Origin of the sequence: Streptomyces sp. NPDC015171, from assembly GCF_043079545.1 — a bacterium.
Taxonomy (GTDB): domain Bacteria; phylum Actinomycetota; class Actinomycetes; order Streptomycetales; family Streptomycetaceae; genus Streptomyces.
Genome location: NZ_JBIBUO010000001.1, coordinates 773319 through 787283, shown reverse-complemented (window position 1 = coordinate 787283; position 13965 = coordinate 773319). Strand labels below are relative to the sequence as shown.

At 69.0% G+C, this 13965-nt stretch carries 19 protein-coding genes; 18 read left to right on the top strand and 1 reads right to left on the bottom strand.

Annotated features, from left to right (window positions below; translation table 11 throughout):
* Positions 1–22: 22 nt before the first annotated feature.
* Positions 23–1060, bottom strand: a complete 1038-nt coding sequence (locus ACF073_RS03605; RefSeq protein ID WP_392066487.1) for a hypothetical protein — start codon at positions 1058–1060, stop codon at positions 23–25.
* A gap of 158 nt (positions 1061–1218) precedes the next feature.
* On the opposite strand from ACF073_RS03605, the gene ACF073_RS03600 reads away from it, so the two are divergent.
* The 18 genes from ACF073_RS03600 to rplN all read left to right on the top strand — a co-directional run bounded on the left by ACF073_RS03600 (position 1219) and on the right by rplN (position 13965).
* Complete coding sequence (locus ACF073_RS03600) at positions 1219–1578, top strand: hypothetical protein (RefSeq protein WP_392066485.1); 360 nt, start codon at positions 1219–1221, stop codon at positions 1576–1578.
* 36 nt (positions 1579–1614) lie between these two features.
* Positions 1615–3636 (top strand): hypothetical protein, encoded by a 2022-nt coding sequence (locus ACF073_RS03595; RefSeq protein WP_392066483.1) that lies wholly within the window; start codon positions 1615–1617, stop codon positions 3634–3636.
* Complete coding sequence (locus ACF073_RS03590) at positions 3633–4172, top strand: hypothetical protein (protein ID WP_392066481.1); 540 nt, start codon at positions 3633–3635, stop codon at positions 4170–4172. The genes ACF073_RS03595 and ACF073_RS03590 overlap by 4 nt, the downstream gene beginning before the upstream one ends.
* Before the next feature lie 240 nt (positions 4173–4412).
* On the top strand, positions 4413–4862 hold the full coding sequence (locus ACF073_RS03585; RefSeq protein ID WP_392066479.1) for a hypothetical protein: 450 nt from the start codon (positions 4413–4415) through the stop codon (positions 4860–4862).
* Between the two features lie 8 nt (positions 4863–4870).
* A complete protein-coding gene (locus ACF073_RS03580; RefSeq protein ID WP_392066477.1) occupies positions 4871–6706 on the top strand; it encodes an alpha/beta hydrolase in 1836 nt (611 codons plus the stop codon).
* A 116-nt stretch (positions 6707–6822) separates the two neighbouring features.
* Positions 6823–7668, top strand: coding sequence for a hypothetical protein (locus ACF073_RS03575; protein WP_392066475.1), 846 nt, complete (start codon positions 6823–6825; stop codon positions 7666–7668).
* Positions 7669–8125: 457 nt separating this feature from the next.
* Entirely contained in the window at positions 8126–8434 is a 309-nt protein-coding gene (gene rpsJ, locus ACF073_RS03570) for a 30S ribosomal protein S10 (protein ID WP_003948644.1), read from the top strand.
* Positions 8435–8451: 17 nt separating this feature from the next.
* Complete coding sequence (rplC, locus tag ACF073_RS03565; protein WP_356627496.1) at positions 8452–9096, top strand: 50S ribosomal protein L3; 645 nt, start codon at positions 8452–8454, stop codon at positions 9094–9096.
* Positions 9097–9104: 8 nt separating this feature from the next.
* Positions 9105–9761 (top strand): 50S ribosomal protein L4, encoded by a 657-nt coding sequence (gene rplD / locus ACF073_RS03560; protein ID WP_392066473.1) that lies wholly within the window; start codon positions 9105–9107, stop codon positions 9759–9761.
* A complete protein-coding gene (gene rplW, locus ACF073_RS03555; protein WP_053661886.1) occupies positions 9761–10180 on the top strand; it encodes a 50S ribosomal protein L23 in 420 nt (139 codons plus the stop codon). Before rplD ends, rplW begins: the two co-directional genes overlap by 1 nt.
* A gap of 40 nt (positions 10181–10220) precedes the next feature.
* A complete protein-coding gene (rplB, locus tag ACF073_RS03550) occupies positions 10221–11057 on the top strand; it encodes a 50S ribosomal protein L2 (RefSeq protein ID WP_031167077.1) in 837 nt (278 codons plus the stop codon).
* A 12-nt stretch (positions 11058–11069) separates the two neighbouring features.
* Complete coding sequence (gene rpsS / locus ACF073_RS03545; protein ID WP_003992359.1) at positions 11070–11351, top strand: 30S ribosomal protein S19; 282 nt, start codon at positions 11070–11072, stop codon at positions 11349–11351.
* Between the two features lie 43 nt (positions 11352–11394).
* A complete protein-coding gene (rplV, locus tag ACF073_RS03540; RefSeq protein WP_019329637.1) occupies positions 11395–11742 on the top strand; it encodes a 50S ribosomal protein L22 in 348 nt (115 codons plus the stop codon).
* Positions 11742–12563 (top strand): 30S ribosomal protein S3, encoded by an 822-nt coding sequence (rpsC, locus tag ACF073_RS03535; RefSeq protein ID WP_014674374.1) that lies wholly within the window; start codon positions 11742–11744, stop codon positions 12561–12563. The genes rplV and rpsC overlap by 1 nt, the downstream gene beginning before the upstream one ends.
* Before the next feature lie 5 nt (positions 12564–12568).
* The gene (gene rplP, locus ACF073_RS03530) at positions 12569–12988 is read left to right on the top strand and encodes a 50S ribosomal protein L16 (RefSeq protein ID WP_009327094.1); all 420 of its coding nucleotides are present in this window, start codon (positions 12569–12571) and stop codon (positions 12986–12988) included.
* Entirely contained in the window at positions 12988–13212 is a 225-nt protein-coding gene (rpmC, locus tag ACF073_RS03525; RefSeq protein WP_007494763.1) for a 50S ribosomal protein L29, read from the top strand. Before rplP ends, rpmC begins: the two co-directional genes overlap by 1 nt.
* Positions 13212–13496, top strand: a complete 285-nt coding sequence (rpsQ, locus tag ACF073_RS03520) for a 30S ribosomal protein S17 (protein ID WP_018543912.1) — start codon at positions 13212–13214, stop codon at positions 13494–13496. The genes rpmC and rpsQ overlap by 1 nt, the downstream gene beginning before the upstream one ends.
* Positions 13497–13596: 100 nt before the next feature.
* Positions 13597–13965 carry a 50S ribosomal protein L14 gene (rplN, locus tag ACF073_RS03515; protein ID WP_003998823.1) on the top strand — a complete coding sequence of 123 codons (369 nt, stop codon included), beginning with the start codon at positions 13597–13599 and terminating at the stop codon, positions 13963–13965.

Sequence of the window (13965 nt, the reverse complement as noted above, 5' to 3'; positions counted from 1 at the left end):
CCTCCTCTGCTTTTCCCGGGGCTCACTGCATGTTCTGCACAAACGGGTGGTCGCAGGAGTCCTCGCACGCGTAGAGCTGCATCGCGTACCCGCGGCCGAAGTTCAGCGCGGACTCCAGGGCCGGCCCGAGGAAGTGGAGGCCGGTGTACGCGGCGTCCTGGAGCGGTCGCCAGCTTCCGCTGCCGCCGTCCCACTCGGCGCCGTCGAAGGTGAGCAGGGGCCGCACCCCCGCACCGCACTCGGCGCAGGCCATCGGGAACGGATCGGAGAAGCTCCAGGGCGCGTGCCCGCCGAGCTTGCTGCCCGGAGCAACGGCAAGATCGAACTGATAGCAGACCTCCACCCCGTCCACCCCGTCCACCCCTTCCTCTCCCTCTTCCTCCTCCCGCTCCTCCTCCCATGCCTCGATCCGGTCCGCCAGCTCCTCGGGCAGCTCGTGCGGCGCCGGGTACTCGGTGACGGTCTCCGGGTGCAGCACACAGGGCTCGGGCAGATAGCCGTCGTCGCCGATCACCGCGGGCCGCGGGGGAGCGGCGAGCGGGGTGCCGATGCCGGCCGAGTCGCGCCAGCGCAACTCGACGCGGGGCAGGTGGTCGGGGTCGTGGGCGAACGGGCACCACAGCACCTGGAGCAGATCGGTGCCGGCGGGGCGGGGCAGCTCCGGCACGTCCGCGGCGCGCAGCTGCAGCGCCGGGATCAGCGGAAGCGGCCCGTCCACGGATATCCGCACCCGCGCCCGGCCCCGGTCGACGACGGCCCGTTCCTCCTCGGTCAGCAGCTCGGCATCGCCCTCCCGGTGCCGGGCCCAGGCCGCGCGCAGCACCCGCCTGCCGAGCCGTACGTCCTCGGGGGCGGTGCCCCGGTGCCAGGGCCCGGCGTGCTCCGGACAGGTCGGCCACGGCTCGCCGGCGGGCCACAGCAGCGGGCCGCCGAGCGAGCTGTCCGTCACGGCCGGCGCACCGGCCCGCGGATGCAGCCGCACGGCGGTCCGGGCGAGCGGGGCCAGCTCGGGGAAGTGAGCGGTGATGTCCAGGGGCCGGGCGGGCGTGGTACGGGTCATGGCCGGAGGCTACTGACGCCGCCCGGCACCGGCTCCAGCGGCCCCCGGAACCGTCCCGCGCGTCAACGGCACGGCGACAGAACACACCGTGACGAAGATCGGCGGGCGCCGGTTGAAGTTCCGGACGGTGGATCCGGCGGTGGCGAGAGGGGTCGGCGATGGGTGGTCTGTCCGGTGGGCAGGGGGCGAAGGACCTGGTGTCCTCGCCGGCCGCGAAACGGGCGGCGGCCAGGGCGCTGGAGGACCACCTGGAGCCGGACACCCGTACCGCCGGCGCGTGGGCGGACGAGGAGACCGCGGCGGCGGTCGGGGCCTTCGGCGCCCGGGACGGGCACGGCTGGCTGGCCTCCGGGGCGCTGAGCGCGGCCCATGAGACCTGGGCCGGCCAGGTCAGGAACCTGCTCGACCGGCTGGGCGCCGAGAAGGACGCGTTACGGTCCGCGAACACGGTACTGACCGGCACGGACCTCGGCACCGGCGCCGCCCTGCGGCAGCTGTCCGCGCTGGACCGGTACTGAGGGGCACGGTCCGGGATGCCGACATACCACGAGATCATGACCGCCGACCTCGGCACGCTCACCACCGCGGCGGAGCGCTGGGAGGACATGGCGGGGAAGTTCGCCGAGCGGGAGAAGGCGTACCGCCGCGACGTGTACGACGTCTCGGCCGGCCCCGTGGCCTGGGCGGGCATGAGCGCGGAGGCGACGCACGGGCGCTTCGGCGTCACACTGCGGGAGTTCGCCTCCGCGCAGACGGAGGCGAAGGCGATCGCCGCGCTGCTGCGCGACGCCCACGCCCAGTTCACCGAGCTGCGGGGCCGGCTGAAGGCGGTGCGCCGGGAGGCACGCGCGGCGGGAGTGCGGGTGTCGGCCGCGGGAGTGGTCGCGGCGGACCCGGAGACCACCGGGGCAAAGGCCGGGCCGGACGAGGTCCGCGCCTGGCAGGACCGGATCGACAAGGCCGTACGGGACGTCACGGACGCGGACGGGGGTGTGCGGACCGCCCTCGCGGCGGTCGTCGTGGACGCCGACCCGACGGCCGGGGGCCGGGGCTTCAACGGCCGGGCGTCGGGGGACATCGAGAAGTACGAGGCGCTGGCCGCGGAGGAGGCCCTCAGCGAACTGGCCCGGGGCGGACGCCTGTCGCCGAGGGAACTGGCGGAGCTGGAACGGGTGTTCCGCGACAACGCCGACGACGAGGTGTTCGCCCGCACCCTGCTGGAGGACCTCGGCACGCAGGGCACGCTCCGCCTGACCAACGAGCTGAACGACCTGCTGCATGTCCGGGGCGGCCGGTCCGCTGCGGCCCTGCGCTCCTGCGAGGCGATCGAGTCGGGCCTCGCGGACGCGCTGGCGACGGCGACCCGGGACACGGACTCGCCGTGGTACCGCCACTGGCGGGAGGAGATGCGGCACACGGGCACCGAGCGCTACGCCACGGACGCGCAGGGCGCGCGCCTGGACCAGGCGGTGGGCTACCAGTCGCTGGTCACGCTCATGCGGGCGGGACACGGGTACGCGCCGGCGATGCTGGCGGACCTGACCGACGACATGATCGCGGCGGAGCGCCGGCATCCGGGTGTCTGGCAGCTGAAGGGCGGCTACGCGGGCCGGCACGGGGGCTGGTTCGCCAACGATCCGGTGGACGGCGCGCTGGGCCTCATGAGCCGGGATCCGCGGGCGGCGGCCCACTACCTCTCCTCGGACGCGCACATGAAGTACCTGATGAAGGAGCGGGACTGGGACGTCACGCTGCACGTACGCCAGACGGCGACGGCCACGGTGTACGCGGAGGGCCTCGACGCGGACGACCGGGCCGGGTTCGGGGCGGCGCTCCAGGCGGCGGCGACGGGGATCGACCCGGGGACGCGGCACGCGCACTACGTGCCGCACGGGAGGCAGAACGAGGCCGTCTTCCGGTCGGCCCTCGCGTACCTGTCGGACAGCGGCGACGACTTCCCGCCGGCGCTGCGCAAGCCCATGGCCGGCATCCTCGTGAACCACGGTGAGACGGTCCACGCCGCCATGAGCGAGATCGACATCGCCCGCTCGCCGCTGAGACAGGAGCAGCTCTTCGAGGTGGCGAAGCAGATCTCCAAGGACAAGGACGCCTACGGCACGCTGAACGGCGGCCTGAACCAGGCCATGGTCTCCGGGATCCACCACGACCACGCCCACGAGTCCCTGCTCCGCGCGGGCCGCACGGTCGGCTTCCTGGAGGAGGCCCGGGTCCAGGCCAAGGGCGACCCGAAGACGGCCGAATTCGAAGCGAAGCCACTTTTCGACAAGGCGATCAGCTATATCCCTGTGGCGAGCGAAGACGTCCAGGAGGGATTCGATTACGTTACGGATCAGTGGTTGGCGGACGAGCAGAAGCGGTTGGACGAGAAGCAGGCGGATGAGAATTTCCAGGCCTATTCCAGAAGGAACGGTCAGCTGATGGCCCTCGCCGAGGAGTGGAAGAAGGCTCATCCTGAGGGATCCTCTGCGTACTTCAGCCCTAAAGAATCGGTCAGTGGATCTGCCGGAGCCGGCATCGATCACGCGCGAGGCGTGTCAGGAGTGCAGCCCACGTGACGCAGAAATTCCGTACGGTTCTGGTCGGCGTGGCGGTGCTGGCGCAGTGCCTCTTGACTTCCTGCGTCCGGTCAGATGACAAGGCGGTGCCGCCGAAGATCTGCGGCACAGACGTGGCTCCCGAGCTCACCCGCCCGCTCATGACATCCACGAAGGATCTGCGCGAGTTCAGCCGGGTCGACCGTTCCAGTGGAGTATCCGCTCCTTGCATGCTCCAGTCGGGAAGTGATGCTGTGCTCGGCCTTCGCTTCTCGTGGGACGAGGACGCGACAGACCTCATGTACCTGGCGACGGACACGGGCACGGTATCGCGTGTAACTGATCCCCGCCCCGCCTCCTTTCCTTATAAGACGGTCATCGGAAATGACGGCGGAATCTCGCAGGCTCCTTGCAAGACCAAACACGGCAACTACTTCACCCTCACCCTCCAGCTCCCCCAGATCGACCTCACAGACCAATCCCACCGCAAGGACATCGAAAAATTCATGCGGGTCTACTTCCCCGCCACCGTCAAAACCCTCAGCTGTGCCCGATAGCGGCATCCGCGTTCCGTCTGCCGGCTGACTTCCCGGGCGGGGCGGGCGGCAGGGTGTTTGTCCGGTGGAGGTATCGCCCGATAGCGGGCCGAAACGCCCCGGCGTTCGAGGGGGGTCTGAGTACGCGTACTCAGGCGGTGGCGAGCGGAGCCGATATGATGATCTTGCGCGCCTTTGTTTGATTTCCCCGGTCTGCATGACAACACCGGGGATACGGGGTTACGGGGGAGGCTCACAGGCATGCCCTGGGACGAGTGGGAGCAGTTGAAGGCGGACGCCGCGGCGCGCGGGTCCGCCGGGACGCGGTTGGACCATGTGCCGCAGGAGGCGGGCGGCGGTGCCGCGGCCGGCGATCTGAAGTCGGACAAGAAGGCGTGGACGAAGGCCGGCGAGGACACGAAGGGTCTGCGCGAGGGCATCGGCAAGGCGCTGGGGAAGCTGGAGGACGGTCAGACGGGGCTGGGCGACACGGCGGGCTGCCAGTCCGCTGCGGCCCAGCAGGAGCTGTACGGCTCCTGGAAGAAGTACGTGGGTGACGTGCAGGGCCGGTGCGTCGAGCTGGGCGGTCTGCTGGAGAGTTCCGGGCGGGACCTGGCGAAGTCCGACGACGACGTGTGGGCCGCCCTCGAAAAGCTCCGGACCAAGTACCAGGACACCGATCCGGTCGGCGGCCAGGCGAAGGGCCGGTGACCGGTTCCATGGACATAGCCACGCTGAAGGCGCTCAAGACCTCCGAGTACGAGGAGGCCGCCGACGGGTACCGGGCCACGAGCGAGACGGCGGCCGCGGCCAAGGACACGGTGGCGAACCAGATCTCCGCGGGGATGCGCAACCAGCTCAGGGGCAAGGCGGTGGAGGCCGCCCTGCGGGAGCTGAAGGAGCTGGGCGAGAACTTTCACTACATCCAGACCGAGTGTGCGCTGGCCAGTACCGCGCTGAACGGTTTCGCCTTCGAGATGGCCGCGGTCAAGCGCACGCTGGAGGCGGCGCTGGAGGACGCGAGGGCGGCGGGCTGCACGGTGGGCGCTGACGGCTCGGTGTCGTTCCCGGCGGGCGGCAAGGAGACCGACGGCAAGGTGCCCGAGGGCGGCACGGTGTCGGCCGGCACCAGCAAGACGGACCCCACGGCGTCGGCGATCGAGCGCCAGGCCGTGAACATGCACCCGAACCCGAACTTCGGCAAGGCGATCGGGTTCGCGAACCGGATCGGCGACGCGTTGCGGGAGGCCGCGGAGGCGGACGCGAAGTGGGCGCCGAAGCTGCGCGCGCTGAAGGCGGACGACGACCTGAAGGTGACGGACAGGGACTGGGCGGACGTGAAGTCGGACCAGGACGGGGTGAGCGACGCCGGCAAGAAGTACCTCGACTCGCTGCCCCAGCCGCCCGAGGGCGGCTCCCCGAAGGACAACGCCGCCTGGTGGAGCAAGCTCACCGACGAGCAGAAGGCCGCCTACCTCTCCCTGCGTCCCGCCTCCGTCGGAGCCATGGACGGGCTTCCGGCCACCGTGCGGGACGGGGCCAACCGCACGGTCCTCGACGAGACCCGCGGCACGTCCCAGACCGCCTACGACACCTGGCTGAGCAAGCACCCCGAGCCCAAGCGATACGAGCCCTACATCAGTCCGATCACCGGGCGCGAGGTCAAGTACGCGACGGTCGAGAGCCAGGAGTGGAAGGACTGGGAGGAGGCGCGGAAGAAGGCGCACGGGTCACTCGACGGCATGGAGGCGATCCAGAAGCGCTTCGACACCTACACCGACGAGAGCAGGCGCCCGTACCTGCTCGGCTTCGACGACAAGAACAACGGCAGAGCCATCGTCTCCGTCGGCAACCCCGACACCGCCGACAACGTGGTGACCTACGTTCCTGGCACCGGCACCACGCTGAGCGGCATCGACGGTGACATCCGCCGCGCCGAACTGCTCCAGGACCGGGCGAGCTTCACCGACCCCGCGCACACAACGGCGTCGATCATGTGGCTCGGCTACGACGCTCCGCAGGACCTCCTCGGCGACGCGACCGACGCCAAGTACGCCGATGCCGCCCGCGGGCCGCTGAGCAACTTCCTGACCGGGATCGACACCGCCCACCACGGAGCGGTGAATTCAACGGTCCTGGGCCACAGCTACGGCACCCTCGTGGCCGGCGAGACCATGCGCGACCACCCTGACCTGCCGGTGGACAACGCGATCCTGGTCGGCAGTCCCGGTGTGGGCGCGAATCACGCCAAGGATCTGCACATCGGCGCCGACCACGTGTGGGCGGCCACCGCCAAGAACGATTTGGTGAACCTCGCCCCGCCCCCGGCCGGCACGCTGGCCCCGCTGAACCCGATGGCCTACTGGCGCCTCTTCAATGATCACTCGGTCATGTACGGGAATGACCCCACATCCGATGAATTCGGCGGACAGACCTTCCATGTCGCCGACGGAAAGCTGCCGGGCACGGATGGTTTGATGCCTGCGCACTCGCAGTACTGGGAGGGCGACTCCCTGAACAACATGGCGAAGATCGTGACAGGAGGAACCCCATGAGGTTGCCCCGGGCGGCTGCGACAGCTGCCGTACTGACCGCGTCCTTCGCGGTGGCGGCGTGCGGATCGGGGCAGACGGGAAGCAGCGGCGGCAGTACAGCATCGAAGCAGGTCACCATGGATCAGCAGCAGGCAACCGAGCGGGCCGAGGAAATCATCCGCCAGGCCGTCGACGGCATGTCTCCCAAGCCGACGCTCAAGCGAACCGGGCTGGCGCCTGTCGGAGCCTGTGTCGCCGACGATCACAGTGCCGGCGAACGGCAGCAAGTCGCTCTCTCGTACCAGCTGACCGGGGTGCCGGGCAGCGAGGCGAAGAAGCTGGTGCGTCAGGCCAGGGACGCCTGGGTGAAGCGCGGCTACGAGTTCCAGGGCTCGGACGGGGACTGGTCCGACCCCTTCCCCTCGGTGAGCATGCGCACCGTGCCCGACGACTTCTGGATGACCGCGCTCACCGGTGTCGTCGACAAGGCGAAGGGCGAGGGGCTGGCCGCCATCAGCGTGACCTCCCCGTGCTTCGCCGCGGACGGCTCCGGCGGCTCCGGCGGCTCCGCCACGGCCGAGCCCTCCGCCTTCCGGGGGACCGCCCCCGACGAGCCGGCCGAGCGCCGCGCCCGCGACCACTCCAGCCGGCTGTACGACGCGCTCCGGGTGCGGCACGCGGCCCCGCGGGAGGGCGAGGGGCTCGCCACCTACCGGGACGACACGGGCGCGTACGCGCACCACGCCTGGTCCACCGAGCCGCTGACCGAGCAGGCGATGGTCCGGGCCGTCGCGGGGGCGCGGGCCCACTTCGAGGGCCTGGGCTGGAGGGTGCGGCAGCTGCCCGGGACGACCGGCGTTCCCGGGCTCGCGGCCCGGAACGCCACCGACGGGACCGTGGTACGGCTGGCTCCGGCCAGTGACGGGGTGCTGCGGGTGGCGGTCGCGACCCCGGTGGCCGATCCGGGCGTCCGGGTGGCGTGACACGCGGTGCGACGGAGCGGGCCGGCGCGCGAAGGGCTGCCCTGCGTTTGACCTACGTCACTCTCGGGGTATTCTCTCCGGCTCGATTGGCCAGCCCCCCGCCCCATATGGCAGACTGTCCGAGTTGCTCGGTCGAGTGTTGATGCTGCGCGCCTCCCGCCGGGAGGACCGGAAGCGAGTCCCACAGTACTCGTCGCCCTAACTGCCTGCGGGCAGCACTGGGGCGGACGTACGGGAATCTTCCGGGAAGTGTGGTGCGGCACCGACCAGGCGCCCGGTGGGCCTTCCGCCCCCGGCTTGCGGTTCCGGTAGGGCCGTGTGCATTCCCCGCAGGGATGTTCGAACAAGGGACATCCGTGTCAGCGGGGGCGCGACACACCCGACCGCGTGGGTCGGAGACGGAGACACGGAACATCGGGTTCCAGAGCGTAAGAAGAGACAGGACTACTGAGTAGCCATGGCGGGACAGAAGATCCGCATCCGGCTCAAGGCCTACGACCACGAGGTCATCGACTCCTCGGCGAAGAAGATCGTCGAGACGGTGACCCGCACTGGTGCGTCGGTCGCGGGCCCGGTGCCGCTGCCCACTGAGAAGAACGTGTACTGCGTCATCAAGTCGCCGCACAAGTACAAGGACTCGCGCGAGCACTTCGAGATGCGCACGCACAAGCGCCTGATCGACATTCTCGACCCGACGCCCAAGACCGTTGACTCTCTGATGCGACTCGACCTTCCGGCCGGTGTCGACATCGAGATCAAGCTCTGAGGGGCGGTGGTCTGAGAATGGCTAAGCAGATCAAGGGCATCCTGGGCGAGAAGCTCGGCATGACGCAGGTGTGGGACGAGAACAACCGTGTTGTTCCGGTCACCGTCGTCAAGGCCGGCCCCAACGTCGTCACCCAGGTTCGTACGAACGACACCGACGGCTACGAGTCGGTCCAGATCGCCTTCGGCGAGATCGACCCGCGCAAGGTGAACAAGCCCCTCAAGGGCCACTTCGCCAAGGCCGACGTCACCCCCCGACGCCACCTCGTCGAGATCCGCACCGCGGACGCCTCCGAGTACACGCTGGGCCAGGAGATCACCGCTGAGGTGTTCGAGGCCGGCGTGAAGGTCGACGTGACCGGCAAGAGCAAGGGCAAGGGCTTCGCCGGTGTCATGAAGCGTCACAACTTCAAGGGCCTCGGCGCCGGACACGGCACCCAGCGCAAGCACCGCTCGCCCGGTTCCATCGGTGGCTGCGCCACCCCGGGCCGCGTGTTCAAGGGCCTCCGCATGGCGGGTCGCATGGGCAACGAGCGGGTCACCACCCAGAACCTGACCGTCCACGCCGTTGACGCGGAGAAGGGTCTGCTGCTCATCAAGGGCGCGGTTCCCGGTCCGAACGGCGGCCTCGTCCTGGTCCGCACCGCGGCCAAGGGGGCCTGAGGTAACCGATGAGCACTGTTGACATCCTTTCGCCGGCGGGCGACAAGGCCGGTTCCGTCGAGCTCCCCGCGGAGATCTTCGACGTGGAGAAGATCAGCATTCCGCTGATCCACCAGGTCGTCGTCGCGCAGCTGGCCGCTGCCCGTCAGGGCACGCACAAGACCAAGACCCGTGGCGAAGTCCGTGGTGGCGGCAAGAAGCCGTACCGCCAGAAGGGCACCGGCCGTGCCCGTCAGGGCTCGACCCGCGCGCCGCAGTTCGCCGGTGGTGGCGTCGTGCACGGTCCCGTGCCGCGTGACTACTCGCAGCGCACCCCGAAGAAGATGAAGGCCGCGGCCCTGCGCCACGCCCTCACCGACCGGGCGCGTCACAACCGCATCCACGTCGTCTCCGGCGTGGTCGAGGGCGCGAACCCCAGCACCAAGGCCGCCAAGTCGCTGTTCGGCAAGATCTCGGAGCGCAAGAACCTGCTCCTGGTCGTCGAGCGCGCCGACGAGGCCGCGTGGCTGTCCGCCCGCAACCTGCCCCAGGTCCACATCCTGGAGCCGGGCCAGCTGAACACGTACGACGTTCTCGTCTCGGACGATGTGGTCTTCACCCAGTCCGCGTTCGAGTCCTTCGTGTCCGGCCCGAAGGCCAACGACACCGAAGGGAGCGAGGTCTGATGGCCATCCGTCACCCCGCTATCGCCTCGAAGGCCGCCAAGGCCGCCAAGGCCGCGCGCGTCGCCAAGGCGCGTCGCCACGCCGCCGAGGGCAAGAACACCGTCGAGACCCCGCTGAGCAAGTCCTTCACGGACCCCCGTGACGTGCTGGTCAAGCCGGTCGTCTCGGAGAAGAGCTACGCGCTTCTCGACGAGAACAAGTACACGTTCGTCGTCGCCCCGGGCGCCAACAAGACCCAGATCAAGCAGGCCGTCCAGGCGGTCTTCGACGTCAAGGTCACCGGGGTCAACACGATCAACCGCCAGGGCAAGCGCAAGCGCACGAAGACCGGCTTCGGTCAGCGTGCCGCCACCAAGCGCGCGATCGTGACCCTCGCCGAGGGCGACCGTATCGACATCTTCGGCGGTCCGACCGCCTGAGGGCGGTCCGGATCGTCCGATATCGGACGAGGACTGAGAAATGGGAATCCGCAAGTACAAGCCGACTACGCCGGGCCGTCGTGGCGCCAGCGTCGCCGACTTCGTCGAGGTCACGCGGTCCACGCCGGAGAAGTCGCTGGTCCGCCCCCTGCACAGCAAGGGCGGCCGTAACAACGCCGGTCGTGTGACCGTTCGCCACCAGGGTGGCGGACACAAGCGCGCCTACCGCGTGATCGACTTCCGTCGTCACGACAAGGACGGCGTGCCGGCGAAGGTCGCGCACATCGAGTACGACCCCAACCGCACCGCGCGCATCGCGCTGCTGCACTACGCCGACGGCGAGAAGCGCTACATCCTCGCCCCGCGCAACCTGCAGCAGGGTGACCGCGTCGAGAACGGTCCCGGGGCCGACATCAAGCCGGGCAACAACCTGGCCCTCCGCAACATCCCGGTCGGTACCACGATCCACGCGATCGAGCTCCGTCCCGGTGGCGGTGCCAAGTTCGCCCGCTCCGCCGGTGCCTCCGTGCAGCTGCTCGCGAAGGAGGGCTCGATGGCCCACCTCCGCATGCCGTCCGGTGAGATCCGGCTGGTCGACGTCCGCTGCCGCGCCACCATCGGCGAGGTCGGCAACGCCGAGCAGTCCAACATCAACTGGGGTAAGGCCGGCCGTAAGCGGTGGCTGGGCGTTCGCCCGACCGTCCGTGGTGTCGTCATGAACCCGGTTGACCACCCGCACGGTGGTGGTGAGGGCCGGACCTCCGGTGGTCGTCACCCCGTGTCCCCGTGGGGCAAGAAGGAAGGCCGTACTCGTTCGCCCAAGAAGGCGTCGAACAAGTACATCGTCCGCCGCCGCAAGACGAACAAGAAGCGCTAAGGACGGGTTGAGATGCCTCGTAGCCTGAAGAAGGGGCCCTTCGTCGACGACCACCTGATCAAGAAGGTGGACGCCCAGAACGAAGCCGGCACCAAGAACGTCATCAAGACCTGGTCCCGCCGCTCGATGATCGTCCCGGCCATGCTGGGCCACACGCTCGCGGTGCACAACGGCAAGACCCACATCCCGGTGTTCGTCACCGAGTCGATGGTCGGCCACAAGCTCGGCGAGTTCTCGCCGACGCGCACCTTCCGGGGCCACGTCAAGGATGACCGGAAGTCGAAGCGCCGCTAGTAGCGGATCGCATTCAGACACGTAAGAAACTGAAGGGACAACCATGGAAGCCAGGGCCCAGGCGCGGTACATCCGCGTCACGCCCATGAAGGCCCGCCGCGTGGTGGACCTCATCCGTGGCATGGACGCCACGGAGGCCCAGGCTGTTCTGCGATTCGCTCCGCAGGCAGCCTCCGTGCCGGTCGGCAAGGTGCTCGACAGCGCCATCGCCAACGCCGCGCACAACTACGACCACACCGACGCCGACAGCCTCTACATCTCCGAGGCCTACGTCGACGAGGGCCCGACCCTGAAGCGGTTCCGTCCGCGCGCCCAGGGCCGTGCCTACCGGATCCGCAAGCGGACCAGCCACATCACCGTGGTCGTCAGCAGCAAGGAAGGAACCCGGTAATGGGCCAGAAGGTTAACCCGCATGGGTTCCGGCTCGGTGTCACGACCGACTTCAAGTCGCGTTGGTACGCCGACAAGCTGTACAAGGACTACGTCAAGGAAGACGTCGCCATCCGTCGGATGATGACGTCCGGCATGGAGCGCGCCGGTATCTCGAAGGTTGAGATCGAGCGCACCCGTGACCGCGTGCGGGTGGACATCCACACCGCTCGTCCGGGCATCGTCATCGGCCGCCGTGGCGCCGAGGCCGACCGCATCCGCGGCGACCTCGAGAAGCTCACGGGCAAGCAGGTCCAGCTGAACATCCTCGAGGTCAAGAACCCCGAGACCGACGCTCAGCTGGTTGCCCAGGCCGTTGCGGAGCAGCTCTCCTCCCGCGTCTCCTTCCGCCGCGCCATGCGTAAGAGCATGCAGTCGGCGATGAAGGCCGGCGCCAAGGGCATCAAGATCCAGTGCGGTGGCCGCCTCGGCGGCGCCGAGATGTCCCGCTCGGAGTTCTACCGCGAGGGCCGTGTGCCCCTGCACACCCTCCGCGCGAACGTGGACTACGGCTTCTTCGAGGCCAAGACGACCTTCGGCCGCATCGGTGTGAAGGTCTGGATCTACAAGGGCGACGTCAAGAACATCGCCGAGGTCCGCGCCGAGAACGCTGCGGCCCGTGCGGGTAACCGCCCGGCCCGCGGTGGTGCCGACCGCCCGGCCCGTGGTGGCCGCGGTGGCGAGCGGCGCGGTCGCAAGCCGCAGCAGGCTGCCGGCGCCGAGGCCCCCAAGGCCGAGGCCCCCGCCGCCGCTCCGGCTGAGAGCACCGGAACGGAGGCCTGACCGACATGCTGATCCCCCGTAGGGTCAAGCACCGCAAGCAGCACCACCCGAAGCGCAGCGGCGCTGCCAAGGGCGGCACGCAGGTTGCGTTCGGCGAGTACGGCATCCAGGCGCTGACCCCGGCCTACGTGACGAACCGCCAGATCGAGGCGGCTCGTATCGCGATGACCCGCCACATCAAGCGTGGCGGCAAGGTCTGGATCAACATCTACCCCGACCGTCCCCTCACCAAGAAGCCTGCCGAGACCCGCATGGGTTCCGGTAAGGGTTCGCCGGAGTGGTGGATCGCCAACGTCAAGCCCGGACGCGTCATGTTCGAGCTGTCGTACCCCAACGAGAAGATTGCGCGTGAGGCCCTCACTCGTGCGGCCCACAAGCTGCCGATGAAGTGCCGGATCGTCAAGCGCGAGGCAGGTGAAGCGTGATGTCGGCCGGTACCAAGGCGTCCGAGCTGCGCGAGCTGGGCAACGAGGAGCTTCTTGCGAAGCTTCGCGAGGCCAAGGAAGAGCTGTTCAACCTCCGCTTCCAGGCGGCCACGGGACAGCTCGAGAACCACGGCCGTCTGAAGGCGGTCCGCAAGGACATCGCGCGGATCTACACCCTGATGCGCGAGCGTGAGCTGGGCATCGAAACGGTGGAGAACGCCTGATGAGCGAGAAGAACGTGACTGAGAACGCAGAGGCCCGCGGCTTCCGCAAGACCCGCGAGGGTCTCGTCGTCAGCGACAAGATGGACAAGACCGTCGTCGTCGCTGTCGAGGACCGCGTCAAGCACGCGCTGTACGGCAAGGTCATCCGCCGTACGAACAAGCTCAAGGCGCACGACGAGCAGAACGCTGCGGGCGTCGGCGACCGTGTCCTCCTCATGGAGACCCGGCCGCTGTCCGCGACGAAGCGCTGGCGCGTCGTCGAGATCCTCGAGAAGGCCAAGTAAATCTCCTGCGAGGCGCCCCTCGCAGGACAGTTCCGCCAGGCTCCGGGAGCCGCTCCGCTGAGCGGCTCCCGGGGAACCGGCAGACAAACAGGAGATAGACGTGATCCAGCAGGAGTCGCGACTGCGCGTCGCCGACAACACTGGTGCGAAGGAAATCCTTTGCATCCGTGTGCTCGGTGGCTCCGGTCGCCGCTACGCGGGCATCGGTGACGTCATCGTCGCCACCGTCAAGGACGCGATCCCCGGTGGCAACGTGAAGAAGGGTGACGTCGTCAAGGCGGTCATCGTTCGCACCGTCAAGGAGCGCCGCCGTCCGGACGGCTCGTACATCCGCTTCGACGAGAACGCCGCCGTCATTCTGAAGAACGACGGCGACCCTCGCGGCACCCGTATCTTCGGCCCGGTCGGCCGTGAGCTGCGCGAGAAGAAGTTCATGAAGATCATCTCGCTCGCGCCGGAGGTGCTGTAA